The organism is Sorangium sp. So ce834 (genome assembly GCF_051521425.1).
Classification (GTDB): domain Bacteria; phylum Myxococcota_A; class Polyangia; order Polyangiales; family Polyangiaceae; genus Sorangium; species Sorangium cellulosum_D.
Window position 1 is genome coordinate 2,140,453 of record NZ_CP150351.1, and the last position, 23,446, is coordinate 2,163,898.

At 69.7% G+C, this 23,446-nt stretch carries 22 protein-coding genes; 14 read left to right on the plus strand and 8 right to left on the minus strand.

Annotated features, from left to right (window positions below):
- Positions 1-22: 22 nt before the first annotated feature.
- Both WMF20_RS07695 and WMF20_RS07700 read right to left on the minus strand, forming a co-directional pair.
- Positions 23-1,228 (minus strand): alpha/beta hydrolase, encoded by a 1,206-nt coding sequence (locus tag WMF20_RS07695; protein ID WP_437611963.1) that lies wholly within the window; start codon positions 1,226-1,228, stop codon positions 23-25.
- A 96-nt stretch (positions 1,229-1,324) separates the two neighbouring features.
- Positions 1,325-2,389 carry an aldose epimerase family protein gene (locus tag WMF20_RS07700; protein ID WP_437611965.1) on the minus strand — a complete coding sequence of 355 codons (1,065 nt, stop codon included), beginning with the start codon at positions 2,387-2,389 and terminating at the stop codon, positions 1,325-1,327.
- 392 nt (positions 2,390-2,781) lie between these two features.
- Here WMF20_RS07700 and WMF20_RS07705 point away from each other — a divergent pair, with 392 nt between their 5' ends.
- From WMF20_RS07705 to WMF20_RS07715, 3 genes are all read left to right on the plus strand, one after another.
- Positions 2,782-3,870 carry an RNA polymerase sigma factor gene (locus WMF20_RS07705; RefSeq protein WP_437611967.1) on the plus strand — a complete coding sequence of 363 codons (1,089 nt, stop codon included), beginning with the start codon at positions 2,782-2,784 and terminating at the stop codon, positions 3,868-3,870.
- Between the two features lie 289 nt (positions 3,871-4,159).
- Complete coding sequence (locus WMF20_RS07710; RefSeq protein ID WP_437611969.1) at positions 4,160-5,611, plus strand: DUF1592 domain-containing protein; 1,452 nt, start codon at positions 4,160-4,162, stop codon at positions 5,609-5,611.
- Between the two features lie 52 nt (positions 5,612-5,663).
- Positions 5,664-7,235, plus strand: coding sequence for a DUF1552 domain-containing protein (locus WMF20_RS07715; protein WP_437611971.1), 1,572 nt, complete (start codon positions 5,664-5,666; stop codon positions 7,233-7,235).
- Positions 7,236-7,345: 110 nt separating this feature from the next.
- Here WMF20_RS07715 and WMF20_RS07720 read toward each other — a convergent pair whose 3' ends face one another.
- Positions 7,346-8,191 carry an AraC family transcriptional regulator gene (locus WMF20_RS07720; RefSeq protein ID WP_437611973.1) on the minus strand — a complete coding sequence of 282 codons (846 nt, stop codon included), beginning with the start codon at positions 8,189-8,191 and terminating at the stop codon, positions 7,346-7,348.
- A gap of 150 nt (positions 8,192-8,341) precedes the next feature.
- Between WMF20_RS07720 and WMF20_RS07725 the strand changes: the two genes are divergently transcribed.
- On the plus strand, positions 8,342-9,040 hold the full coding sequence (locus WMF20_RS07725; protein ID WP_437611975.1) for an O-methyltransferase: 699 nt from the start codon (positions 8,342-8,344) through the stop codon (positions 9,038-9,040).
- Positions 9,041-9,126: 86 nt separating this feature from the next.
- Here WMF20_RS07725 and WMF20_RS07730 read toward each other — a convergent pair whose 3' ends face one another.
- Entirely contained in the window at positions 9,127-9,870 is a 744-nt protein-coding gene (locus WMF20_RS07730) for an SDR family oxidoreductase (RefSeq protein ID WP_437611977.1), read from the minus strand.
- A 182-nt stretch (positions 9,871-10,052) separates the two neighbouring features.
- Here WMF20_RS07730 and WMF20_RS07735 point away from each other — a divergent pair, with 182 nt between their 5' ends.
- The 3 genes from WMF20_RS07735 (at position 10,053) to WMF20_RS07745 (ending at position 12,069) form a co-directional block, all read left to right on the plus strand.
- Positions 10,053-10,949: a cupin domain-containing protein gene (locus WMF20_RS07735; protein ID WP_437611979.1), complete on the plus strand. Its 897-nt coding sequence runs from the start codon at positions 10,053-10,055 to the stop codon at positions 10,947-10,949.
- A gap of 374 nt (positions 10,950-11,323) precedes the next feature.
- Complete coding sequence (locus WMF20_RS07740) at positions 11,324-11,578, plus strand: UPF0175 family protein (RefSeq protein WP_437611981.1); 255 nt, start codon at positions 11,324-11,326, stop codon at positions 11,576-11,578.
- On the plus strand, positions 11,575-12,069 hold the full coding sequence (locus WMF20_RS07745; RefSeq protein ID WP_437611983.1) for a DUF3368 domain-containing protein: 495 nt from the start codon (positions 11,575-11,577) through the stop codon (positions 12,067-12,069). Before WMF20_RS07740 ends, WMF20_RS07745 begins: the two co-directional genes overlap by 4 nt.
- Positions 12,070-12,097: 28 nt before the next feature.
- Here the strand turns inward: WMF20_RS07745 and WMF20_RS07750 are convergent, their stop codons facing one another.
- The gene (locus WMF20_RS07750; RefSeq protein ID WP_437611985.1) at positions 12,098-12,316 is read right to left on the minus strand and encodes a hypothetical protein; all 219 of its coding nucleotides are present in this window, start codon (positions 12,314-12,316) and stop codon (positions 12,098-12,100) included.
- Positions 12,317-12,392: 76 nt separating this feature from the next.
- Between WMF20_RS07750 and WMF20_RS07755 the strand changes: the two genes are divergently transcribed.
- From WMF20_RS07755 to WMF20_RS07770, 4 genes are all read left to right on the plus strand, one after another.
- Complete coding sequence (locus WMF20_RS07755) at positions 12,393-12,722, plus strand: ArsR/SmtB family transcription factor (RefSeq protein ID WP_020733615.1); 330 nt, start codon at positions 12,393-12,395, stop codon at positions 12,720-12,722.
- Positions 12,719-13,159 (plus strand): SRPBCC family protein, encoded by a 441-nt coding sequence (locus WMF20_RS07760; protein WP_061624546.1) that lies wholly within the window; start codon positions 12,719-12,721, stop codon positions 13,157-13,159. The genes WMF20_RS07755 and WMF20_RS07760 overlap by 4 nt, the downstream gene beginning before the upstream one ends.
- Positions 13,156-13,374, plus strand: coding sequence for a hypothetical protein (locus WMF20_RS07765; RefSeq protein ID WP_437611988.1), 219 nt, complete (start codon positions 13,156-13,158; stop codon positions 13,372-13,374). Before WMF20_RS07760 ends, WMF20_RS07765 begins: the two co-directional genes overlap by 4 nt.
- Before the next feature lie 64 nt (positions 13,375-13,438).
- Entirely contained in the window at positions 13,439-15,865 is a 2,427-nt protein-coding gene (locus tag WMF20_RS07770; protein WP_437611990.1) for an ATP-binding cassette domain-containing protein, read from the plus strand.
- 101 nt (positions 15,866-15,966) lie between these two features.
- Here WMF20_RS07770 and WMF20_RS07775 read toward each other — a convergent pair whose 3' ends face one another.
- The 3 genes from WMF20_RS07775 to WMF20_RS07785 form a co-directional block, all read right to left on the minus strand.
- Complete coding sequence (locus WMF20_RS07775) at positions 15,967-17,208, minus strand: pectate lyase family protein (protein WP_437611992.1); 1,242 nt, start codon at positions 17,206-17,208, stop codon at positions 15,967-15,969.
- A gap of 53 nt (positions 17,209-17,261) precedes the next feature.
- Entirely contained in the window at positions 17,262-18,308 is a 1,047-nt protein-coding gene (locus tag WMF20_RS07780) for a pectinesterase family protein (RefSeq protein WP_437611995.1), read from the minus strand.
- Positions 18,309-18,612: 304 nt separating this feature from the next.
- Positions 18,613-20,349: a hypothetical protein gene (locus WMF20_RS07785; protein WP_437611997.1), complete on the minus strand. Its 1,737-nt coding sequence runs from the start codon at positions 20,347-20,349 to the stop codon at positions 18,613-18,615.
- Positions 20,350-20,486: 137 nt separating this feature from the next.
- Between WMF20_RS07785 and WMF20_RS07790 the strand changes: the two genes are divergently transcribed.
- The 3 genes from WMF20_RS07790 to WMF20_RS07800 are packed head-to-tail and all read left to right on the plus strand — an operon-like array spanning position 20,487 to position 23,398.
- The gene (locus WMF20_RS07790; protein ID WP_437611999.1) at positions 20,487-21,125 is read left to right on the plus strand and encodes an RNA polymerase sigma factor; all 639 of its coding nucleotides are present in this window, start codon (positions 20,487-20,489) and stop codon (positions 21,123-21,125) included.
- A complete protein-coding gene (locus WMF20_RS07795) occupies positions 21,122-22,375 on the plus strand; it encodes a FecR domain-containing protein (RefSeq protein ID WP_437612001.1) in 1,254 nt (417 codons plus the stop codon). The genes WMF20_RS07790 and WMF20_RS07795 overlap by 4 nt, the downstream gene beginning before the upstream one ends.
- Before the next feature lie 3 nt (positions 22,376-22,378).
- A complete protein-coding gene (locus tag WMF20_RS07800; protein WP_437612003.1) occupies positions 22,379-23,398 on the plus strand; it encodes a hypothetical protein in 1,020 nt (339 codons plus the stop codon).
- Positions 23,399-23,446: the final 48 nt, after the last annotated feature.

Genomic DNA, 23,446 nt, shown 5'->3' on the forward strand with positions numbered 1-23,446 from the left:
GCACGCGCTGGACCCCCGTGCGTCAATCGATCGGATAGCCCCGCCACATCCAGCGCAGCGTGTCGGGGAGCGTCTGCTTGATCACTCTCCCTTCGCAGTGGCCGGCGCCCTTCGCGTAGACGAAGCGGTAATGATACCCCTTCTCCTTGAGGATCGCCGCCACGCGCTGGTTCGCCATCACCCAGTTGTGGTGGCTGGCTTCATCCCTGGTGCTGCCGAGGTCGTTGTCGCCGACCTGCAGGAAGATGCGCAGCGGCTTGCGCGGGCTCTCCCGGATGAGCCCCTCCGTGTACTCCCAGGCGCCGTCGGGATACTCGGCCTCGGTGGGCGCGCGGGGGTTCTGCTGGTCGACGAACGTGCCGGAGTAGGTGACGATCTTGCGGTAGGTGTCGTGGCCGAACCAGCCCATGGTCAGCGCCGCCGCCCCGCCCGAGCTGCATCCGTACGTGGCGCGACCGTCCGGGTTGCTCGTGAACTTCAGGTTGGGGTACGCGGCGTGGACGGCCTGGTCGTTCTTGACCGCCTCGAGGAGCTCCGTATCGACGAACCTCTGATAGGCGTCCGACATGGTATCGTATTCGAGCCCCCGCTCGCTGCCGTACGAGTCGCCCCCTCCGCTCGCGGCGAAGATGGCGATGACGCTCGGGAAACGGCTGTTCGGGTCCGCGACGAGGTTGTTGATCGTGTTGATGATCTCGTTCCTGTCGCGCGCGTCCTGGACGACCATGAACGGCGCCTCCGCGCCGTCGACGTACGTCGCGGGGATCGCGACCTCCACGCGGCGGTTGAAATCCCCCTTGGCGTTGTCGTTCAAGGTCGGATCGTGGCCGGTGAAGATTTTGCTCTCCCGGGATGACAGGGAAAACGTGAACGTCCGCCCCTGGGGAACGCCGTCGATCCTCTTGATCTCCGGGGCGTCCTGGTAGTTAGGCCCGATCTCGAAATCGCCGTCGCCTTCGGTGCCGACCGGATCGACCGTCCCGCCCTGTCCTCCCCCGCCGTTCGGGTTCGGGTCGTCTGTGCCGCCCGTGCCCGAGGTGCTGCCGCTGCTGGTCGAAGAGCTGCTGCTGCTGCTGGTCGAAGAGCTGCTGCTGCTGCTGCTCGAAGAGCCGCCGCTCCCTTTTCCTCCGCTGCCGCCCGAGCCGTCGGCGGCGCCGTCGTCGGACCCGCAAGCAGCGATTGAGAGCGCGACGAGGAGCGATATACTGAATGTGCTCGAGCGGATCATGGATCCTCCTTGCGCCGGTCGGCGGACGTGAAGCCGATCGTGACGTTCGCGTGAGCGCGCCGGCGCCGCCGGGCAGCGCCGGTGACCGTCGACGAGCTACTCGGTGGTGAACCGGAAGACGACCGTCTGCGCGTAGCGCTGGCCGGGCTGGAGGATGACCTCGTTCTTCCAGGCCGGGACGTTGATCGAGTTCGGGAACTTCTGCGGCTCGAGGCACAAGCCGCTGTACTGGCTGTAGACCGCGCCGCCCTTGCCCTTGATCGACCCGTCGAGGTAGTTGCCGGTATAGAACTGGATCCCCGGCTGATCGGCCTCGACCGTCAGCACCCGACCGGTCTTCGGATCCTTGACCCGAGCCGCCTCGCGGAGCTTGTGGGGGTCGCCGCTGACGACGAAGTTGTGGTCGTATCCGACCGGCTTGCCGCCCACGGCTTTCAGGTCCCTGCCGATCGGCTTGGCGGCGGTGAAGTCGAGCGGCGTCCCCTTCACCGGCTTGATCTGGCCCGAGGGGATGTCGGTGGCGTCCGGCGGGGTGTAGCTGTCGGCGTGCAGCGTCAGCTCCTGGTCGGCGACGGAGCCCGAGCCGTGCCCTCCCAGGTTCCAGTAGCTGTGGTGGGCCATGTTGACGATCGTGGTCTTGTCGGTCGTGGCCGACATCTCGACCCTGAGCTCGTTCTCGTTGGTGAGCGTGTAGGTCGCCGTTGCGCTGACCGTGCCGGGGTAGCCTTCTTCCCCGTCCTTCGATACGTACGTGAGCTTGATGGACGGGCCCTGCGGCGTCTCGGTCGCTTCCGCGTCCCAGACGACCTTGTCCCAGCCCTTCTTGCCGCCGTGCAGCGTGTGGGCGCCGTTGTTCGCGGAGAGCTTGTAGGTCCTGCCATCGAGCTGGAACTGCGCGTTCTTGATGCGATTGGCCACGCGGCCGACCGTCGCGCCGAAGTACGGGCTGCTCTTCAGGTACCCGTCGAGGTTGTCGTGGCCGAGGACGACGTCGCCCATCTTCCCCGTCCTGTCGGGGACGTGGAGCTCGGTCACCGTCGCGCCGTAGGTCATCACCTTCGCGACCAGGCCGTTCGCGTTCGTGAGCGTGTAGAGGAGCACCTCTTTGCCATCGGCGTTGCCGAAGGGCGCCTTGGAGACGGAAGCGGGCTTTGCGTTCACGGCTTCACCACCAGGTGGCTCGGATGTGGCGGCCGGGGCCGCTGGAGAGGCGTCCGTCGCGGGGGCCGCCGCCGGCGGCGCTGCCGCAGGGGGCGTGTCGACGGTCCGCGCGCCGCCGCATGCGGCGGCGATGCACGCCGTCATCGTCAATCCGAGCCACGATCTCGTCCCACAGTTCGCCATGCTGTTCCCTCCGCCAGGATCGGCTCACCTGGATCGGCTCCACCCGAGCGAGCGCAGCGCGGGCGAGCCCCCGCGATCCCGCCATGGCTTGCGTTTACGACACCCGAGCCGGGTCAGCCCAGAGATCGAGCCCGGTACCAAGGACCAAGAGTCCGGTGCGCACGACGGCCACCCGGGACAAAGCGGAAGGGCACCCCTGAGGCGAAATTGTGAGCGTTAACATCGTTCATGTCAACTCAAATGAACCGAACCGGCGCGAGGCGAGCCTCGATCCAGAAATTGGAATCCACATCGAACAATACCGTGACCCTGCGCCCGTCCTCTTGACGCGCCGCTCCGGAGGAGGACTTGCCAGCCATCGGACGTCGACGATGTCGGGCTTGGCCGCGGATGAACAGATCCTCGTTGACATGAAAAATGTGAGCGTTCACAATATGGGTTCGTACTTCGGCTTTGCCCTGAGGGGGGTCGCCATGCATACCGGCTCCTTCGTCATCGGGATCGAGCTCGGCTCCGACCCCGAGAGGGTTGCGTTCGTATCGATGGTGCGTGCGAAGGCTGCCGCGTCGATGTCACCGCGGCGCATTGGCATGATGGCGACAGGTCTGTCCTCGATCGGTACCTTGGCGAGCTCCGACGCGACCGGCGCGGCGGTCGCTCCGTCGACGGCTCCGCCCGCCGACGCGGTCTCCGCCGTCTCCGACGATGAGGCCGCGCCGCTCGACTTCGTTAAGGTGTACCGCAAGCTCTTTCCCCTCGTCGGGCGGACCGTGCGCCGCCTCGGCGTGGACGCCTCGGCGCACGAGGACGTGTGCCAGGAGGTGTTCGTCGTCGTGCACCGACGGCTCCCGGAGTTCCGGGGCCGCTCGTCGCTGAAGACGTGGGTCTTCGGGATCGTGGCCAACGTCGTGCAGGCGCACCGGAGGTCGCTGCGCCGCCAGAGCCCGGCCCACCGCGGGACAGGCGAGATCGTGGATCCCGAGCAGCTCGCAGGGCCGAGCAACCTCAGCCCCGACGAGGCCATGGCGAGGGCGGAGACCGCGCGCGTGGTGCACGACCTCCTTGCGTCGCTCGACGAGGAGAAGCGCGTGGTGCTCCTCCTCGCCGAGCTGGAAGAGATGCCGGCGGCGGAGATCGCGGAGGGGATCGGGGTGAACATCAACACCGTGTATGCGCGGCTGAGGGCCGCTCGACAGGCATTTTCCGACGCGGTGCATCGCCACCACGCCAGGATCCGAGGAGGCCTTCCACGTCCGCCCCACACCCGGGCAGCGCGAGGAGCAACACCATCACCGTAGTCTTCTGCGCGCAGGGCACGGCCTGATCTTCTCGAGGCCGCGAGGTCGATTTGATCACGAAATCCGCGCGCACCGGTCACTAGGGGGGAATAGCCGATTCCAGACGCGGGAGCCGATGATGACGTTCAGATTGGACCGAGTGTTCGCGAGTCCCTGGCTCGCCGCCGGGGGATGCCTCCTGAGCATCTCGTGCACTGGCACCCTCGGGAGCGATGACGCTCCGGGGCAGAGCGATGACGTCCCGGAGCAGGACGCCGCCCTGGCCGTAGACGGGATGCCTCTGCACCATATGACAGCTTCGGAGTACAATTCTACGGTCGCCCACCTCCTGGGAACGAGGCTGAGGCCCGCGGACGGCTTCCCGGCCTTCGGCGCGAAGGGCTTCGACGCGAACGTGAGCGCGCTCTCGAACCTCTCGCAGGTCCTGGTCCAGGGGTATTACGACGCCGCCAGGAACCTCGCCGAGGACGCGTTCTCGAACGAGGCGCAGCGCGCCAAGATCCTCGTGTGCGACCCGGCGCAAGGCGCGGACGACGGGTGCGCGCGCGAGATCATCGAGCGCTTCGGGCTGCGCGCGTTCCGGCGCCCGCTCGAGGCGGCGGAGGTCGAGCGGTACGCGGCGCAGTACACCCACGCGCGGACCGCCCTCGAGATGTCCGCCGTCCAGGCGGTGCAGCACGTCGTCCGGACCCTGCTGACGTCGCCGCATTTCCTCCTCCGGATCGAGCTGGGCCCCGACTCGGCAAAATCGCCGGGCGCCCTGGGCGGCTACGAGATCGCGTCGCGCCTCTCCTACCTGCTCTGGAGCTCGCTCCCGGACGAGGCGCTCTTCGACGCGGCGGAGGCCGATCAGCTGGCCACCGAGGGCGAGCTCCGAGAGCAGGTGGACCGCATGCTGGACGACCCGAAGAGCGCCGCCTTCTTCCAGAACTTCTTCGGGCAGTGGCTCGGCACGCGCACGCTCCCCAGCCACAACGCCGACGCGACCCGGTTCCCGCGCTGGAACGACGAGGTGAAGGGCGCGATGCTCGACCAGGTCAACGCCTACTTCGCCGAATTCACGACCGGCGGACGGACTTGGTCCGAGTTCCTCACGGCGCCCCACCCGGAGAGCCGGCTAGTCGAGCCGCTCTACGCGAACGACCCCGAGGGCGTGCGCCATGGGTTCCTCACGCTCCCGGCGTTCCTGACGCTGTCGTCCCGCGCCGACCGGACCTCTCCCACGTCCCGCGCGAAGACGATCCTGGAGCAGTTCTTCTGCGTGCCCCTGGCGCCGCCCGCCAACGTGGACATCCCGGAGCTCGGCGACGCGGGCGGGGACGAGGGCCCCGTGGAAAATGTGCGCCAGGCGATCGAGAAGCACCGCGCGTCGCCCGACTGCGCGAGCTGCCACGACGTGCTCGACCCGATCGGGCTGAGCCTGGAGAACTTCGATCCGATCGGCGCCTACCGGACCGCGTACCCGAACGGCGACCCGGTCGACGCGACGGGGGTGTACGAGGGCGTGCCGTTCAAGGACATCTCCGGCCTCGTGCCGGCGCTCGTCGAGGGCGCCCGGTCGGGGGCGTGCCCCTCGGAGCAGCTCTTCAGCTATGCCCTGCGCCGGCGCCCGAGCGGCGACGACAGGACCAGGCTCAAGGAGATCGCCGAGCGCTGGGGCGGGGGGACGATCGCGGATCTGGTGAAGCAGGTGGTGACCAGCGATGCGTTCCGCCTTCGAGCGAAGGGCAAGGCGCGGTGAGGCCGCGCGCGTTGTTTCTGCACGAGACGAGGCACGAAGGAGCGATGGGCACATGAAACGCTTGATGACACGCAGGAACCTGTTGCGCGGCGCGGGCGTCTGTCTGGCGCTGCCGTGGCTCGAGAGCCTCGCGCCGCGCGGGGCGCGCGCGGGGGAGCCCGGCACCCCGAAGCGCTTCCTGCTCTGCACCTTCCCGAACGGGGCGCCCCATCACTGGTGGGAGACGGCCCCGGCGTTCGGAAAGACGTTGAAGGGCGCCGACTTCAAGCTGCCGAGGGTGCTCGAGCACTTCGCGCCGGTGAAGTCGAAGATGCTCATGATAAGCCGCCTCGGCAACTACACGTGGAGCACGGAGCAGCACCCCTACATCGAGCCTTCCCACTCGCGGCTCGGCGCGGCGCTCTCGACCTGCGTGGACGCCGATCAGCTGGGGAGGGAGGCGCGTCAGGACCTCGGCGAGTGGGTGGGCAACGGCGTCTCGGTCGACCAGCTCATCGTCCAGAAGGCAGGCCCGGAGCAGGCGACCCGCATCCCGTCGCTGCAGACGGGGCTCGGGGTCAAGCCCGGCTTCTTCGACCAGCGCAGCTACGCCTACAACCAGGTTCTCTCCTGGAAGAGCCCGCGCGAGCCGCTGAAGCGCTCGGTCAACCCGAAGGCGGTGTTCGACGCGCTCGTCGGCGCGGGCGCGGGGTCCGGCGTGCCAGGGCAGAGCGACGAGGAGGCCAGGATCGAGGCGGAACGCCGCGCGGCGACCGAGAAGAGCGTCATCGACGGCGTGCTCGCGGACGCGAACTCGCTCATGAACCGGGTCGGCTCCGGAGATCGCAAGATCGTCCAGCAATACCTGGACTCGCTGCGCGAGATCGAGAAGAACGCGACCCGCGTCCAGTCGACGATGACGCCGGCGGGCCTGGGCTGCAGCCCGATCAGCCAGCCCGGCGTGGTCCCCGAGCCGCCGGGCCAGGCGGAGGGGCTCAACGAGAACGACAACACGGGAGCCGGCCCGTACAAGCACGAAGATCACGCGAAGGTCATGATCGACCTCATCGTCATGGCCATTCAATGCGACGTGACGCGCGTGATCACCCACATGCACGACGACATGCGCTCCGAGTTCGAGTATCGGTGCATCCCGGAGGACGTCCGCGCCAAGGTGGGGCTCGCGTACAGGAGGGAGAGCAGCCTGCACTACCACTCCTCCCAGCACGCCGCCGGCAACCTGGACCGGGCGACGCAGGATGGCCGGTACAAGATCGTCCAGCAGAGCAACCTCGACTACGCGGCGATCAACTGCTGGCTCAACCAGAAGAGCGCGCAGCTCGCGCAGCGGCTGGACGCGATCCCCGAGGGCGACGGCACGGTGCTCGATCACTGCGTCATGGTGCACATGAGCGAGATGCGCTCGCACGATCACGACGGGTACGACCTGCCCATCGTGCTCCTCGGCGGCGACGGCGTCTTCTTGAACGACGCGCACGTCGCCTACGGCGCCCTCGGCAGCGATCGCCAGCTCCGCGATCTGTGGTTCACCATCATGAACCAGTACTACGGCCTGGGCGTCACGTCGTTCGGCGAGGATCGCCGCGGCGCGCCGAACGCGTTGCTCGAGGAGATCCTGCGGTAGCGCGGCGACTCCCGTCTCGGAGCGCCCGCCTTCGCGCGGGCGCGCCGGCTCCAGCCGCCGCTTGGCGGCGGCGTCCACACCAGCTGCGCCGTGGTACCCGTGGCACACGCTCAAGCAAGCGCGGCCAGGCGGCCCGCCATGTACCGCGCGGGCGACGTCCCGAGCGCTTTGCGAAACATGGTCACGAAGCTGCTCGCGCTCTCGTAGCCGAGATCCAGCGCCACGCTTTGCACGGTCGCGCCGCGGGAGAGCTTCTGGATGGCGAGGATGATGTGGAGCTGCTGGCGCCAACGGCCAAAGCTCAAGCCCGTCTCCTCGACCAGGAGACGGTTCAAGGTGCGCTCGCCGACGCCGATTCGCTTCGCCCACGCCTTCGTCGTCGCGCCGTTCGCCGGATCGGCGGTCATCGCGTCCACCAGACGACGGAGCCGCGGATCGGTCGGCATCGGCAGGCGATGCTTCTCGATGGAGACGGTCGCGAGCTCGTCGAGGAGCACGCTCACCAGGCGCGCGTCCGGCCCATCGAGATGGTAGAGCGCGGGGCGCGTCGCCAGGCGCAGCAACAGCTCGCGGAGGAGCGGCGTCACCGACACCGCGCAGCAATCCTGCGGAAGGCTCGGTGCCGCGCCGGGCTCGACGAAGACGCCGTAGCCCTCGAGCGGCGCGCGCGCGCGGATCCGATGCGTCACGGACGCGGGGATCCACAGCGCCGATTGCGGCGGCACGATCCAGAGGGCGCTCGACGCTTCGCAGACCATCTCTCCGCGCACCAGGTACACGAGCTGCGATTCGCGGTGCGCGTGAGGCTCGCTCTCGAGCCCGCCGCTCGCCATGCTGAGCCCGATCGCGTTCACCGGCCGCGCGACCGCGGTCTTCCACCGCCCGCGCGCCTCGAGCGCGAAACGGGTCGCGAGCGACTCGAACGACGCCGCCGCGCCACGGGGCTCGTTCGCCACCTGGACGTCTCCACGGATCGTCCAGCCCGTCGGATACGCAATCCGTGTCGCCCCCGAGCTCCGCCGCTTCGCTGCCATGACCGTTTTGAACAACAATTTGTCTTGATTGCGCAATGCGGTCAAGGCGCCGGTCGCTTAGGCTCTCCTCCCATGAAATCCGATCCCTTCGCCGTTTTGCCCGATGGGCGGGTGCGCGCCGTGCTGCGGCGCCTCCACGACGACGCCGACCGGCAGGTGCCGGGCGTCGTCCTCCACCTCCTGCCGAAGCTACCGCGGATGCTCCTCGGCCGCCGCATCGACGCCCCGGGCACGGAGCTCGACTACGCCGACAAATACCTCGCGATCGGGAGCGACCAGGGCGCCTTCTGCTACCTGACGGCGCGGGCGCTCCGCGCCAGGACGATCGTCGAGTTCGGCACGTCCTTCGGCGTCTCGACGCTGTGGCTGGCGGCGGCGGTGCGCGACAACGGCGGCGGCCGCGTCATCGGCACCGAGCTCGTGCCGGAGAAGGCGCGGCGCGCGCAGGCGAACCTGGAGGAGGCGGGGCTCGCGTCCTTCGCCGAGATCCGCGTGGGCGACGCGACGGAGACGCTGCGGGCCGACCTCGGCGAGGTGGACTTCATGCTCAACGATGGGTTTCCCCTGCGAGCCCTCGACGTGCTGAAGCTCGTCGCCCCGGCCCTGCGTCCGGGCGCCGTGGTGGTGACCGACAACGTCGGCGTCTTCAAGGCCGATTACCGCGACTACGTCGCCTACGTGCGCGATCCGCGCCACGGCTTCGCGTCGATGACGGTGCCTTTCCGCTCGGGCACCGAGTACTCGGTCCGGCAGCCCGCACACCCGGGCTGACCCGGGCCAGCGGCAGCCCCGAGAAGGCGCGCGCGACGGCGTCCCGGTCGCGGCTCGCGACGGCCCCCGCGCCCCGTCGACGGTGCTTATGTCGAGCGAGCCAGCGCCACCGCGTCGGGACCGGCCGGAAAACGGAGCTTCCCGGTCGCGTCGTTCGCGGCGCGCCACACCACCTCGGCCACGTCGGACTCCCTCGTCACCGCAGACGGCTGCCCGAGAGAGGCGAAGATGCGCTGCGCGAAAGGCGCGTACGCCTCGGGGAGCAGCCCCTGCATGCGGGCCCCGCCGTTGCTCGTGAAGCTCGTGCTCGGGCCATAGCCCGGCTCGACCAGCTTCACCCGCACATCGAACTCCGCGAGCTCGAACGCGAGCGACGCGGTGAACCCCTCGATGGCCGTCTTGCTCGCGGTGTACACGGCCACCAGCGGCATGGGCGCCAGCGTCGCGCTCGAGGTCACGTTCACGATCACCCCCGACCTGCGCGCGCGGAGCTGGGGCAGCACGGCCTGCGTCATCGCCATCACGCCGAAGGTGTTGGTCTCGAACACCTCGCGCACCGTGGCCATCGGCGTGACCTCGAAGGCGCCGAAGAGCCCGATGCCCGCGTTGTTGACGAGCACGTCGACAGGCCCGCTCGCCTCGATCGCGGCGGCGATGCTCTCGGGCTTCGTCACGTCGAGCGCGACCACGCGCAGCCGGTCCGATCGGGGCAGGGCGCCCTCGCGCGGCGTTCGCATGGTGGCGACCACGTTCCAGCCCTGCGCGTGGAAGTGGCGCGCCGTCTCGAGGCCATAGCCAGAAGAGCAGCCAGTAATGAGCACCGTTTTCATCGCGTTACCTCCCAGCTCGTCGCCTCTTCGGGGCGTGCGGTCATTGTTGCGCGGAATGCATTCATTGTGTTCACGTCGACTTCTTTACCGCGGTGCGCGCGGCGTTCATGGGGGTAAAGTAGTCGCGGTAAGCCGGACGATCTATCGTGTACAGTCCGTATTTCGTTTGCTAGAGTCCGGGCGTGAACGATCCGCTCTCGGAGGTCATCGCGCTGCTCCAGCCGCGCGCCGTGTTCTCGAAGGTCATCAGCGGAGCCGGCCGCTGGGGTGTTCGCTACTCGGACTTTGGCCAGCCGAGCTTCTCTGCCGTGCTCGAGGGCCGCTGCCGTCTCGCGGTCGACGGTCAGCGGGCCGTCACGCTCGAGGCAGGTGATTTCGTGCTCCTGCCGGCGACGCCGGGCTTCACGCTGTCGGGCTTCGAGCCGGTGAGGCCAGAGCGCGTCGACCCCAAGGTCACGCCCGCGCCGACGGGCGAGGTCCGCCACGGCACGCGCGGCGGCCGCCCGGACGCGCGGCTGCTCGGCGGTTATTTCGTCTTCGACTCGCCGGACGCGGCCCTCATGGTGTCGCTGCTGCCGGCGCTGGTGCACGTGCGCGGGGTCGAGCGGCTCTCGGTGCTCGTGCGGCTCGTCGGCGAGGAATCGAACGAGCAGAAGGCCGGTCGCGACCTCGTGCTCACGCGGCTCGTGGAGGTGATGCTCATCGAGGCGCTGCGGTCGACGTCAGGCGACGACGCGCCTCCGGGGCTCCTGCGCGGGCTCGCCGATGCGCGCCTCGCGCCAGCGATACGGCACATGCACGGCCAGCTCTCGCGCTCGTGGACGGTGGCCGACCTCGCGAAGACGGCGGCGCTCTCGCGCTCGACGTTCTTCGAGCGCTTCACCCGCGCCGTGGGCCTGCCGCCGATGGAATACCTGCTCGCCCTGCGCATGGCCGTCGCGAGGGATCTGCTCCGGCGCCACGACCTCGGGATCGCCGAGGTCGCCGAGCGCGTCGGCTACGGCTCGGCGAGCACCTTCAGCACGGCGTTCAGCCGGCACGTGGGCCAGCCTCCGAGCCGCTACGCGCGCGCCGGCTAGAACGTCGCGTCGAGCGAGACTTGGCTGCCGACCCCCTAAGCGTGCGACGACGAGGGCGCGGAGGAACCGCCGTTGGCTCTTGGGATCCGGGGACATCCGAGCTCCGGTTCCAGGAGGAGGACGGGGCCCTTTGGGGCGAGGCGGCGGCGGATGCTGGTTCCGCTCCGCCCGCTCGCTCCGCCGTGGTGTTACGTCCTGGCCGCGTGTGCGTGCTCGGCGAGCGCGACGCTGCATGCTGACGAGGCCGTCGTCCGTAGCTTACGAAGGTGACCATGCCAGCGCGGCAGCCCGGCGCGCCGCTGTGGCATCGCGGGGTTGGCCGCCGTCTGCGAGCCAGCCTCGACACGGGGCACCTTCGGCGATACCTGAGAGGCATGACCATCGTCGCCCTGACCGTACCCGACGACCTCTGCGCAGCGCTCCAGGTGCCAGCCGAGCGGCTGGCGTCCGAAATCGCCTTCGCCGCAGCGGTTCGGCTCTACGAGGAGGGTCGTGTGTCGCTGGCCAAGGCCGCCGAGATCGCGTGCGTGGAGCGCTTTCGCTTCGCCGCCCAACTCGCGGAGGCCGGCATCTCGACCGCCGCGTTCGACCCGGCCGATGTAGATGCTGCCAGCACGGCGACAAGATGACGCATCCCGTCGCGGTGATCAGCGACACGGGGCCGCTGAGCTACCTTCACCGGCTCGGGCGCCTCGACGTTCTGCAGCAACTCTATCGGCACCTGCTCGTTCCGCCCGCCGTCGTGGCAGAGCTCAATACGGGGCTTCGTCTGGGCAGGGACCTGCCCGACGTGACCACCCTGGATTGGATCGAGCTGAGATCGCCCCCGGCTCACGCGCTGCAGGGGATCGACGGCCTCGGCGCCGGGGAAACCGAGGGCATCGCGCTGTCGCGGTCGCTCCCCGGGTCGCTGGTCCTCCTGGACGACGGCTACGCGCGAAAGATCGCAGCATCCCTGGGCCTGCACATCACCGGAACGGTTGGCGTGCTCTTGGTCGCAAAGGAGCGCGGGCTCGTCGACAGGATCGGCCCCGAGCTGGAGCGCCTGCAAACGTTCGGGTTTCGTCTGGCCGCACCTGTCTGGCGCGCGGTGCTGGAGCGAGCGAGAGAGACGGACTGACGAGGGCGCCGGAGCGGACCCGCGCTGGTTAGGTCCGAGGTCCCCGATGATTCTCCTCGCGGCTGGCGTCGTACTCGATGCCCTTGCGCCCCTCGGCGTGACGTAGCTCACGCGGAGGGGCCGCTCTCGGAGAGCATGCGCCGCTGGTGAAGGCGAGGAAGTCGTCGGCGGGGGCGACGCTGGTGTCCATCCCGTCGGCGTCGACGTGGCCTGCGACGTGCTGCCCGAGGAGGAGCGTGAGGGTCATGACCCCTGCTCCGCGGAGCCCTCGCGGTCCGATCCGCGCGCTTGACAACCCATAAGCGTCGGCTTATAGGTTGAGCATGCAGCGCGCGGCCGCGGCCGAAGACAAGATCTTCCAGGCGCTGGCTGACCCCAGCCGCCGGGCGATCTTCGAGTCGCTCACGCGCGGCGAAGCGGCGGTGAAGGACCTCACGGCGCGCTTCGACATCTCACAGCCGGCGGTCTCGCAGCACCTCGCCACCCTGAAGGACGCCGGCCTGGTGAACGCCCGGCGCGAAGGGCGCTGCGTCTACTACCGGGTGGAGCCGCGCGGGATGAAGCCGCTCATCGACTGGATCGCACACTACCGCGCCTTCTGGACGGACCGCATCGATCGCCTCGAAGCACTGCTGGAGAAAATGGACGAATGAGCCTCATCGACAAAACCGCCCCGTCGCAAACCGAATCCATCTCCTTCGAATTCGATCTGCGCCATTCACCGGAGAAGGTGTGGCGCGCGCTCACCGACCCCGAGCTGCTCGCGGAGTGGCTCCTGCCCGCCGTCGGGTTCAAGCTCGATCCCGGGGCCGCGTTCACGTTCAAGACGCAGCCGTACCCCGGTTGGGACGGCACCGTGGACTGTCGCATCCTCGAGATCGAGGCGCACAGGAAGATCAGCTACACGTGGAACGTCCCTTTCCTCGACACCGTCGTGACCTTCACGCTCACGCCCACGGCGTCGGGCACCCGCCTGTCGCTCGAGCAGTCGGGCTTCAAGCCGGACCAGAAGCAGAACTTCGGCGGCGCGCGCTACGGCTGGAAGATGATGGGCGGAAAGCTCGTCGAGCTGCTCGCGAGGCTCCCGTGAACAAACTGGTTCGAGAGAGCCACCGCTGGGTGTCCATCGCCTTCACGGTGGCCGTCATCGCCAACTTCGTCGCCTTGGCCTCGGGACAGGGGCAGCCTCCCGCCTGGGTGACCTACTCGCCGCTGCTCCCGCTCGCCTTCCTGCTGTTCACCGGTCTGTACTTGTTCGTGCTGCCGTATGCCACCAAGTGGCGCAGCGGGCGGCGCGCCGGCTAAACGGGCGGCCGACCGGGGGGGATCTCTTCACAACCGTCGAACCTCCATGACAGGATCGCGAAACATGACCGCCTCCAGCCAGCACCCCGCAGACCGCCACGACCTGATCCGCGTCCAGCGCGCCAGGGAGAACAACCTGAAAGACGTCAGCGTCGAGATCCCCAAGCGGCGGCTGACCGTGTTCACCGGCGTCTCGGGATCGGGCAAGTCGTCGCTGGTGTTCGGCACCATCGCGGCGGAGTCGCAGCGGCTGATCAACGAGACCTACAGCGCGTTCGTGCAGGGGTTCATGCCGACGCTGGCCCGGCCCGAGGTCGACGTCCTGGAAGGGCTGACGACCGCGATCATCGTCGACCAGGAGCGGATGGGCGCCAACGCCCGGTCGACGGTCGGCACCGCCACCGACGCCAACGCCATGCTGCGCATCCTCTTCAGCCGGCTCGGGAAGCCGCGCATCGGGTCGCCCAACGCCTTCTCTTTCAACGTCCCCTCGGTCCGCGGCGCCGGGCAGATCGTGGTCGAGAAGGCCGGCGGGAAGAAGACCGAGTCGCGCACGTTCGAGGTCAACGGCGGCATGTGCCCGCGATGCGAGGGGATGGGCTCGGCCTCCGACATCGACCTGTCCCAGCTGTACGACGACAAGAAGTCGCTCAACGAGGGGGCGATCACGATCCCCGGCTACAGCATGGAAGGCTGGTACGGCCGCATCTTCAGGGGCTGCGGCTTCTTCGACCCGGACAAGCCGATCCGCAAGTTCAGCAAGAAGGAGCTGCACGACCTGCTCCACAAGGAGCCGACCAAGATCAAGGTCGACGGCATCAACCTCACCTACGCAGGGCTGATCCCGTCGATCCAGAAGTCGTACCTGTCGAAGGACGTCGACGCGCTGCAGCCGCACATCCGGGCGTTCGTGGAGCGCGCGGTCACCTTCACCACCTGTCCCGAGTGCCGAGGCACCCGGCTCAACGAGGCCGCCCGGTCCTCCAAGATCAAGGGGATCAACATCGCCGACGCCTGCGCGATGCAGATCAGCGACCTCGCCGCGTGGGTGCGCGGCCTGAACGAGCCGTCCGTCGCGCCGCTCCTGGCGACGCTGCGGGAGACGCTCGACTCGTTCGTGGAGATCGGGCTGGGCTACCTCAGCCTCGACCGGCCGTCCGGCACGCTGTCGGGCGGCGAGGCGCAGCGCACCAAGATGATCCGCCACCTCGGGTCGTCGCTCACCGACGTGACCTACGTCTTCGACGAGCCGACGGCCGGGCTGCACCCCCACGACATCCAGCGGATGAACGACCTGCTGCGGCGGCTGCGCGACAAGGGCAACACCGTCCTCGTGGTCGAGCACAAGCCGGAGGTGATCGCGCTCGCCGACCACGTCGTCGATCTCGGCCCCGGCGCCGGCACCGCCGGCGGCAAGGTGGTCTTCGAGGGCACCGTCGACGGGCTGCGGGCCAGCGGCACGCTCACCGGGCGCCACCTGAACGATCGGGCCTCCCTGAAGCCGTCGGTGCGGACGTCATCGGGGGTGATCAAGGTGCGCGGCGCCCGCACGCACAACCTGAAGAACGTCGACGTCGACATCCCGCTCGGCGTGCTGGTGGTGGTGACTGGCGTGGCCGGGTCGGGCAAGAGCTCGCTCATCCACGGCTCGGTGTGCGGCCGGGAAGGGGTGGTGTCGGTCGATCAGACCCCGATCCGCGGCTCGCGGCGGAGCAACCCGGCGACGTACACCGACCTGCTGGAGCCGATCCGCAAGGCGTTCGCGAAGACCAACGGCGTGAAGCCCGCCCTGTTCAGCGCCAACTCCGAGGGCGCCTGTCCGACCTGCAACGGCGCCGGGGTGATCTACACCGATCTGGCGATGATGGCCGGCGTCGCCACGGTCTGCGAGGAGTGCGAAGGCCGGCGGTTCCAGGCGTCGGTGCTGGGCTACCGGCTCGGCGGGCTCAACATCGCCGAGGTGCTCGACCTGTCGGTCGACGACGCGGCCCGCTTCTTCGGCGCCGGCGAGGCGCGTACGCCGGCCGCGCACGCGATCCTGCAGCGCATGGCCGACGTGGGGCTCGGCTACCTCCGGCTCGGCCAGCCGCTCACCACGCTGTCGGGCGGCGAGCGGCAGCGGCTCAAGCTCGCGACGCACATGGGCGAAGACGGCGGCGTCTACGTGCTCGACGAGCCGACCACCGGGCTGCACCTGGCCGACCTCGAGCAGCTGCTCGGGCTCTTGGACCGGCTGGTCGACGCCGGCAAGTCGGTCATCGTGATCGAGCACAACCAGGCCGTGATGGCGCACGCCGACTGGATCATCGACCTCGGGCCGGGCGCGGGCCACGACGGCGGGCGGATCGTGTTCGAAGGCACCCCGGCCGACCTGGTGGCGGCGAAGTCGACGCTCACCGGCGAGCACCTGGCGGCGTTCGTCGGCGGCCGTCCGAAGGCCGCCTCAGGAGGCGCGCCCGAGCCGCTCCGGGCTCGTCGTCAGAGGGCGTGACCTCGCTCGCCGGTCGGCCGCGATCCCCGACGGATCCGGCGTTCCGCGCGCAGATCCGCGTCACCGAGCTGGTCCTCGCGGAGAGCGGCGCCGCGGGCGGCTCAAAGGCCGAGCTCGGGCCTCGGACCTGCGCACCTGGTGAGCAGGGCCTCGACCTGGTCGGCGGGATCGAGGGAGTACTCGTAAAAGTCGCTCGGATCGAAGAACGAATACGTGGAGCCGCTCGACTCCTTGTCCCCCGAGGTGGAACGGTAGATGTTCCCCGCGGCGACCAGCGTGCCGTCGTCATAATAATGCGGACGGTTCACCGTGTCGAACACGCTGTTCTCCAGCACCATGTTGGTGCCGCCGCGCGCGTAGTTGCCGTAGGAGCTGATGCGCTGGAGCCAGTTGTTGTAGAGGTGGGCGCGGAGCACGTTGTCCGTGCTGGGGTTGCGCTGGTTCAGGTCGCGGAACCAGTTGTGGTGGATGGTCATCTGCGCGGTGATGTTCTCCGTCCAGCCGATCCCGAACGCCTTGTTGTGATCGCTCAGGATGCTCCAGGACACCGTCAAGTACGAGGTGTCCTTGCGGCTGTCGATCATGCCGTCGCCGATGTGGTGAAAGCGGCAGTGGTCGATCCAGACGTGGTGGGCCGTGTCCATCTGGACCCCGTCGAAGTCCTGCGTCTTCCCTTCCCAGTCTCCTTCGACGAAGGTGTCCCCGATGGTCAGGTTCCGCAGGATGACGTTGTGCACGCCGCTCCCCAGGAAGAACCCCCCCTGGGAGATCTCGGCCGTCGCGCCCACGCCCACGATGGTCTTGTCCGACGCGACCGAGATCTCCTTGCCCCTGGGGGACATCGTGATCTTTCCCTGGACCCGGATCACATAGGGCTCGGACGCGCCGGCGTACTTCTCGAGATCGGCCTGCGTCGTCACCGTGACCGTCTCTCCGTCTCGTCCGCCATGGGTCCCGTCTTGGCCCTCGCCGCTCACGCTGGCAAAGCCCTCCAGGGTCAGGGGACAACCCTCGCTGTCGACCGCGCCGTCCGCGCCTCCGGCTCCGTCGCCGCCCGCACCACCCGACCCCGCGCTCGGCTCGCCGCCGCCCGCTCCCCCCGAGGTGCTCGCCGATCCGCCGCCCCCCGTGCCTCCGGGGCTCGGATCTCCACCCGTGACCGAGCTTCCGGCGGCCGAGCTCTCTCCGCTCGCCGCACCGCCCGTCGTCGCGCCCGTGCTCCCGCTTCCCCCTGCCAGCGAGTCGATGCCTCCCGGGCCGTCGGGCTCCGAAGTCCCGCAGGCGAGGGCGAGGCCGAGAGGGGAGAGCGCGAGGAGAAAGGAGGCGAAGAGGTCGTGCTTCATCGCTCTTTGATCGTTCTTTGGTCTCGGGTGACGAGGGTCGATGACAGGCGCGCTCAGTCCGCGAACGTGGGCCTCCAGGGCGCGAGCATGCCCTCGACCGTGTAGCGCGCAGCCTCGGCCGCGCCGAGCTGCCTGGACTCCGGGGCTCGCTCGCTCGGCTTCGCGCCAGGTCCCGTGGTCATGTACTCGGCGAAGCGCGCGGTCGCGAGCGTGTTGTCGCCCATGCGGACCCAGCCCTGGGGCGCGATGTGCGCGCCGAGCTCGGTCCCGAGGTAGGCGGTCGCGCCGTAGGGCCTCCAGTTGCGACCGAGGGCGACCGAACCGGACCTGACCGAGCCGGCCGCCGTGGCCCGTCCTCCGAGGAACACGATCCCGAAAGGGCTCGATTCGTCCGTGCTCGGCGCCGTGATCGCCGACCCGCCCGCGGCGTTGTGCATCGTGCAGTCCTCGAAGACGGCCGTGGCACCCCCGAAGATGAAGTCGACGCTGCCCTCGATGTAACAGTCCCTGAAGTACTGCGTTCCGTTCTTCACGTAGAGCGTGTCCTGGTAACCGAGGGCCCGGCAGCGACGGAACTGCACGCGGCTCCCGGAGACGAGGAGAGCGACCGCCTGGATGCCTGGGCCCGTGCTGTTGGCGAAGGTGATGTTCTCGACCGAGACGTCGCTCGCGGAGATATTGACGCTGAAGCTCCCCGAGGTGCCCAGCGTGCCCCCTGCGCCGTTCGAGGTGCTGGCGCTGTCGCCGTAGGTGAGCACGGTCGTCTCCGCCCGGCCTGCCTGGCCGCAGAGCGTCAGGTGGGGGCGGTCGACGACGAGCTTCTCGGCGTAGGTCCCAGGGGCGATGCGAATCACGGTGGGCGTCGTGTTCGACCTGGCGACGCTGTTGATCGCGGCTTGAACCGAGGTGAAATCCCCCGAGCCATCCCGGTTCACCTCCACGAGCGGCCCACCTGTCACGCTGTTGCAGTCGGACGCGCCGCCGCCGCCGCCCGAGCCACCTGCGCCTGAACCGCCGCCGCCGTCGCCGCCGGTCCCCGAGCTGCCGCCCGTGCCGGCGCTCGCGCCGGTGCCAGCGCCTCCCGAGCCGCCGGACGACACCGTGCCTCCGCTCCCCGTCGTGCCGCTCGATGGCCCGCCGGATGCGGTCGTGCCGCTCGATGGCCCGCCGGATGCGGCGGACGCGCCGCCTCCGGCCGCGGAGGCCAGGGGGTCGGCGTTCGGCTCGCTCGAGCAGGCGAACGAGCCAAAGAGAGCGAGAGGGCCCGTGCAGATCCACGCGACCGCCCCGAGTGAACGATGGTGGAAGGTTCGACTGCTGCCGGAATGGCGGAAGAGCGCGCTGAAGGGAAACACGACGGGTGGTTGTTCGAGGGAGGCCGGACCCGTCAAAAAAAAGCGGGCGCTACTCGCGCGCGAGCGGCAGCGCCCAGGGCCCTCCCGCGCCGGCGCGGGAGATCACCTGGGGAAAGGCGTCGCTCGCCCGCTCGGGCGCGTAGTCGTAGGGGGGCGTGAAGACGTCATCGGCTGGCTCCTCGCCCCCGCCGCCCAGGTGAACGCCGCTCTCGTCGCGGTAGAGGTTCGAGCCAGGGACGGCCAGGAGGAGCCCGATGGCCGTCGAGCCGCTGCAGGTCGAGCGCCGCGTCGCTGCCTCGACGTTCTCGAACACGCTCGCCTCGAGCAGCACCTGCCCCTCGCACGAAGAGCCGACCGCCCACTCCGAGATGTTCGAGAACACGTTGTTGAAGAGGTGGACGCGCGCCTGGGATCCGACCGCGAGGGGGGCGCGCGTGCTCGTTTCATCGAAGCGACAGTGGTGCATCGTCACCTCGGAGTCGGTGATCGTGGAGGCCCAGCGCTCGCGGCCGCCGCACTCGGCCTCGTTGCTCCCGTCGAAGTGGACATAGGAGACGGTGACCGCGCTCGTGCCCGCGAGGATGTCGGTAAAGGCGTCGCTGATCCACTTGACGGTCGCGTGATCGATCCAGACCCTGGAGGGGTGTGTCAGCGTGAACGCATCGCCCGCTTCGAGCAGGCCGGCGTTCAGATCGTAGAGGGCGAGGTTGCGGATGATGACGTTCTGGCTCTCGTCGAGGGCCATGGTCACACCTGGCAGCGCCGCGCCGCGTCCGAGCCCGACCAGCGTCTTGTTCGGGCCGAAGCGGAGGATGCGATCGTCCCGCGTCGCGCCGACGAGCGGGCTCGCGCAGGTCGCGTCCCCGGTGAGGACCTGATAGAGCGTCTTCTCGGCATCCTCCGAGCAGGCGCTCGGACAGACCTCGATGTCCACGACGTCCGAACCCTCGCGGCGGAAGTCGTGGATGCCTTCGGCGAGCAAGAGCACAGCCGGTTCGTCGGAGCGGGCGAGCCTCTCGAGATCGGCCCAGCTCGAGACGAGCACGGGCGTCGCACCCGCGCCCCCGGTGGTGCCCTCGCCGAAGCCGACCGGCTCGACCCGTATCACCTTTCGGAGGGCGATGGGCCCCCTCGTCCCGGGCGCGGGCCCGATCCAGCGAGCCGTCGTGTTCGATGGAAAGGAACCCCCGGGATCGCAGCCCGGCAGATCTCCAGCGCTCCCCAGCTCGCGCGCGGCCGTCCAGCCGCTGTCGTCGTAGCCAGGCGCCGTCCAGCCTCCTTCCGGCGCCGTGCTCAGCTTCCAGTCGCTGCCGCTCCCGTAGCTGCGCTCGAGCTCGTCGAGCTGGACGAGCGCCGCGGGGATCCCCGCGGCGGCATGGACGCTCACGGCGATCACGTTCTCACCCGGGAGCAAGGAGAGGGGCACGAAGCGCGGGGCGCGCGCCGATTCGCTCACGGCGATGAGAGCACCGTTGAGATGGACGCGGAAGGCATCGCGCGCCGCGATGGAGAGACCGGGGCCCTCGAGCGCACCATAGCTCTCGTTGACGAGCGGCGACGGCGCGAGCTCCTCTCCTTCCCCGAAGGCGGCGCCCGGAGGGAGCTCGTTGTCGGGCGGCTCGCCCTCACAAGCGAGATCCGTGAGGGAAGGAGAGCTGCCGCCGAGGCCCGCGTCCCCCGGGAGCCGCGTGGCCGTCTGGATGAGCTGGTCCTCACAGGAAAACCCCGAGGCCGCGGCCGAGAGCGCGGCGGCTCCGAGGACCCAGGTGCTGCGGGAGAGGCGCATAAGGAACGAGGCAAAGCTGGGGGGCCATGCCGTGGAGCGCAAGCGAAATGCTCCGAGTTTCCTGCGCCGATCCCGCGGGCCGGCAGCGGGCGAATTTTTTCTGGCGGGTCGAGACGCCCCTAAGTAACTAGGAGGGAGTGGCTCACCCCACGCGCTCCGTCCCACCGCCGCCGGTGCCCACCTTGGCCCGCTTTCCCGCCGAGAAGCGGTCGGACGCGAGCCTGGTCGCCGGCGTGGCCGCGGGAGAGCGCGAGGCCATGGCCGTCATCTGGGATAGGTACTCCGGCCTCGTGCGAGGTGTGCTCTATGGCGCCCTCGGCCCCGATACAAGCCTCGAAGATCTGGTCCAGGAGGTCTTCCTGTCCCTGATCCAGGGAGCCGCGCGCATCCAGGACGGGCAGGCCCTCCGTGGCTATCTTGCGACCATCGCGGCGCGGCAGGCGGCGCTCGAGATCCGGAAGCGCAAGATACGCCGCTGGGTGGGCCTTTCCCCGAGCGGGGAGCTCCCCGAGCGCGCCCTCGAGCGCGTCGACTTCGAGCATCGCGAGGTGCTCCGCGCTCTCCACCGCGTGCTCGACAGGCTGAGCACGCGCCGGCGCATGGCCTTCGTGCTGCGCCACGTGCAAGGCCTCGACATGCTCGAGACGGCCGCGGCCCTCGGCGTGTCCGAATCGACGTTGCGCCGGGAGCTCGAGAGCGCACGTGAGCTCTTGCGAAAGGCGCGTGAGCCAGCCCTCCAGGAGTTTTTGTCTCAGCGTGAAGGACTCTGGCCATGAGCGACCCCGGACGACAGCTCGATCCCGTTGCGGAGCTCCTGCAGCGCGCCGCTCGGCTGAGCGAGGCGGAGCGCGTCGAGGCGCGCGCCGCCTTCCTGCGCCGCGTCGACGAGGAGCAGGCTCGCGCGAGCAAGCCGCGGGCGATCGTGCGCTGGGCAGCGCCGCTCGCCCTCGCCGGGAGCGTGTTGCTCGCTCTCTTCCTCTGGCTGCCGGAGCGAGGCCTCGACTATGTCGTTGAAGGGGCGGAGGACGAGAGCGGCTATGTGCGCGTGCCCCTCGATCACCCGGCCGCCATCACCTTCTCCGATCGGACGCTGATCCGGGCGGCGGCAGGGGCGCGCCTTCGCATCGACGAGATCAAGAACGAGAGCGGCGCCCGCATCTCGGTCGAACGCGGCCGAGTCGACGCCGAGATCACGCACACCGGTCACAGCGATTGGCGCTTCGTGGCGGGTCCCTTCGCGGTCCGCGTCACGGGCACGCGCTTCGAGCTCCGCTGGGACGCCGACCGCGAGCGGCTCGAGGTGATCCTGCACGAGGGGTCGGTCGAGGTGGAGGGCTACGCCGGTTTCGGCGCCGTGAGCGTGCGCGCGGGGCAGCGCTTCGTGGGGGACGCGTCGGCGAGGACGCTCCTCGTCAGCGACACCGCGGCGCACGGCCCCGAGCCCGCGCCTCCCGCCGCGCAGGGAGAGGGAGCCGAGGTCGCGCCGGCGCCGCCGGAGCCCGCGAGCTCCCCGGAGCCGAGCTCCTCCGGAGATCCGGCGCCGCTGGCCGCCCCGCCGAGCGGCAGACCGTCCTGGACCAAGCTCGTTTCCCAGGGCGAGTTCCGGCGCGTGGTCCAGGAGGCCGCGGCGCGGGGCGAGCAGGCTTGTCTCGCCTCCTGTGACGCCGCCGATCTGAACGCCCTGGCCGACGCCGCTCGCTATGTGGGGCAGGGCGAGCTCGCCGAGCAGGCCCTGCTCGCCCTGCGCGCGCGCTACGCGAAGGCCGCAGGGAGCCGCGCCGCCTTCTTGCTCGGGCGCCTGCACGAGAGCCGCGGCGCCGCCGCGCGCGCCAGGGCCTGGTACGAGACGGCGCTCCGCGAGGCGCCGAGCGGCCCCTTCGCCGCGGAAGCGCTCGCGGGAAAGATGCGCACGGTCCAGATCCTCGAGGGGCCCGCCGCGGCGCGCGCGGTGGCGCAGGAGTACCTGCGCCTCTTTCCGAGCGGGGTCCACGCCACGACGGCCCGACAGCTCGCCGCGCAGCCCTGATCCATGGTCCAGCGGGCGCGAACGCTCCTCGTCCTGCTGCTGCTGCTCGTCTGCCCTCGACTGGCCTGGGCGCAGCGGGTGCTCGTCGTGCGGCCGCCCCCGCGTGACGCCGCGCTCTTCGAGGCCTTCGGACGGCTCTGCGCCGAGCTCGAGCTGCAGTCCTTCGAGGTGATCGTGCTCGGGAGCGCCGCGCGCCCGCCCGGGGCCGAGGAGCTCGAGCGAAAGGCGCAGGAGAGCGAGGCCTTCGCGGCCGTCGCGCTGAGCCGCGACGGCAGCGGCACGGCCGCCGAGGTGTGCATCGTGGATCGCGTGACGGGCAAGACGACGACGCGCAAGCTCCTCATCGACCCTTCGAGCGATGGCCCGATGCTCCTCGCCGTGCGCGCCGTCGATCTGCTGCGCGCAAGCCTGCTCGAGCTCGGCTCGGGCCAAACCCCCGCGCGGGACGTGCTCGGCGTCGAGGCGCAGCCGCCCGCCCCCGAGGTGCTCCGCTTTTCCCAGAAGCCTCCCCGCTTCGAGGTGCGCACGGGCGGGCTCGTCCTTTTCACGCCTCCGGTCGGCGGCGGCGTTGGGGTGCAGATCGGGGCGCACTATCGCCTCGACGAGAGCTTCCGTCTCGGCCTGCTCCTGGGCGGCCCCCTCTTCGGCGCCGAGTTCCGTGCACGAGGCGGCGCCGCCCAGGTGCGCCAGGAGCTCGCGCTCCTCCGGGCCAGCTGGAACCTCGGGCAAGCAGCTGCCGGTCCTCACTGGGAGTGGGGGCCGCTCTTCGGCATCGGCGCCTATCACCTCCAGGCCACCGGCGACGTCGCGTTGCCGCTCGTGGGGCGCAGCGAGGCATCCTTCTTCTTTGCCGCCGACGCGGGGCTGAACGCCCAGTTCTTCTTTCTTCCGAGCGTGAGCCTCGGCTTCGAGCTCACCTGTCTCGCGCTCCTCCCGCGCCCCGTCATCGCCGTCGACCAGGCGCGCTCCGCGCCCATCGTCGCTCAAGCCCTGGGCGCGCTCAGCCTGGGCGTCTCGTTTTGACGGAGCGGCGCGCGGGCGGCAGCTCGTTTTCCGAGGTCGGCCGTGGCT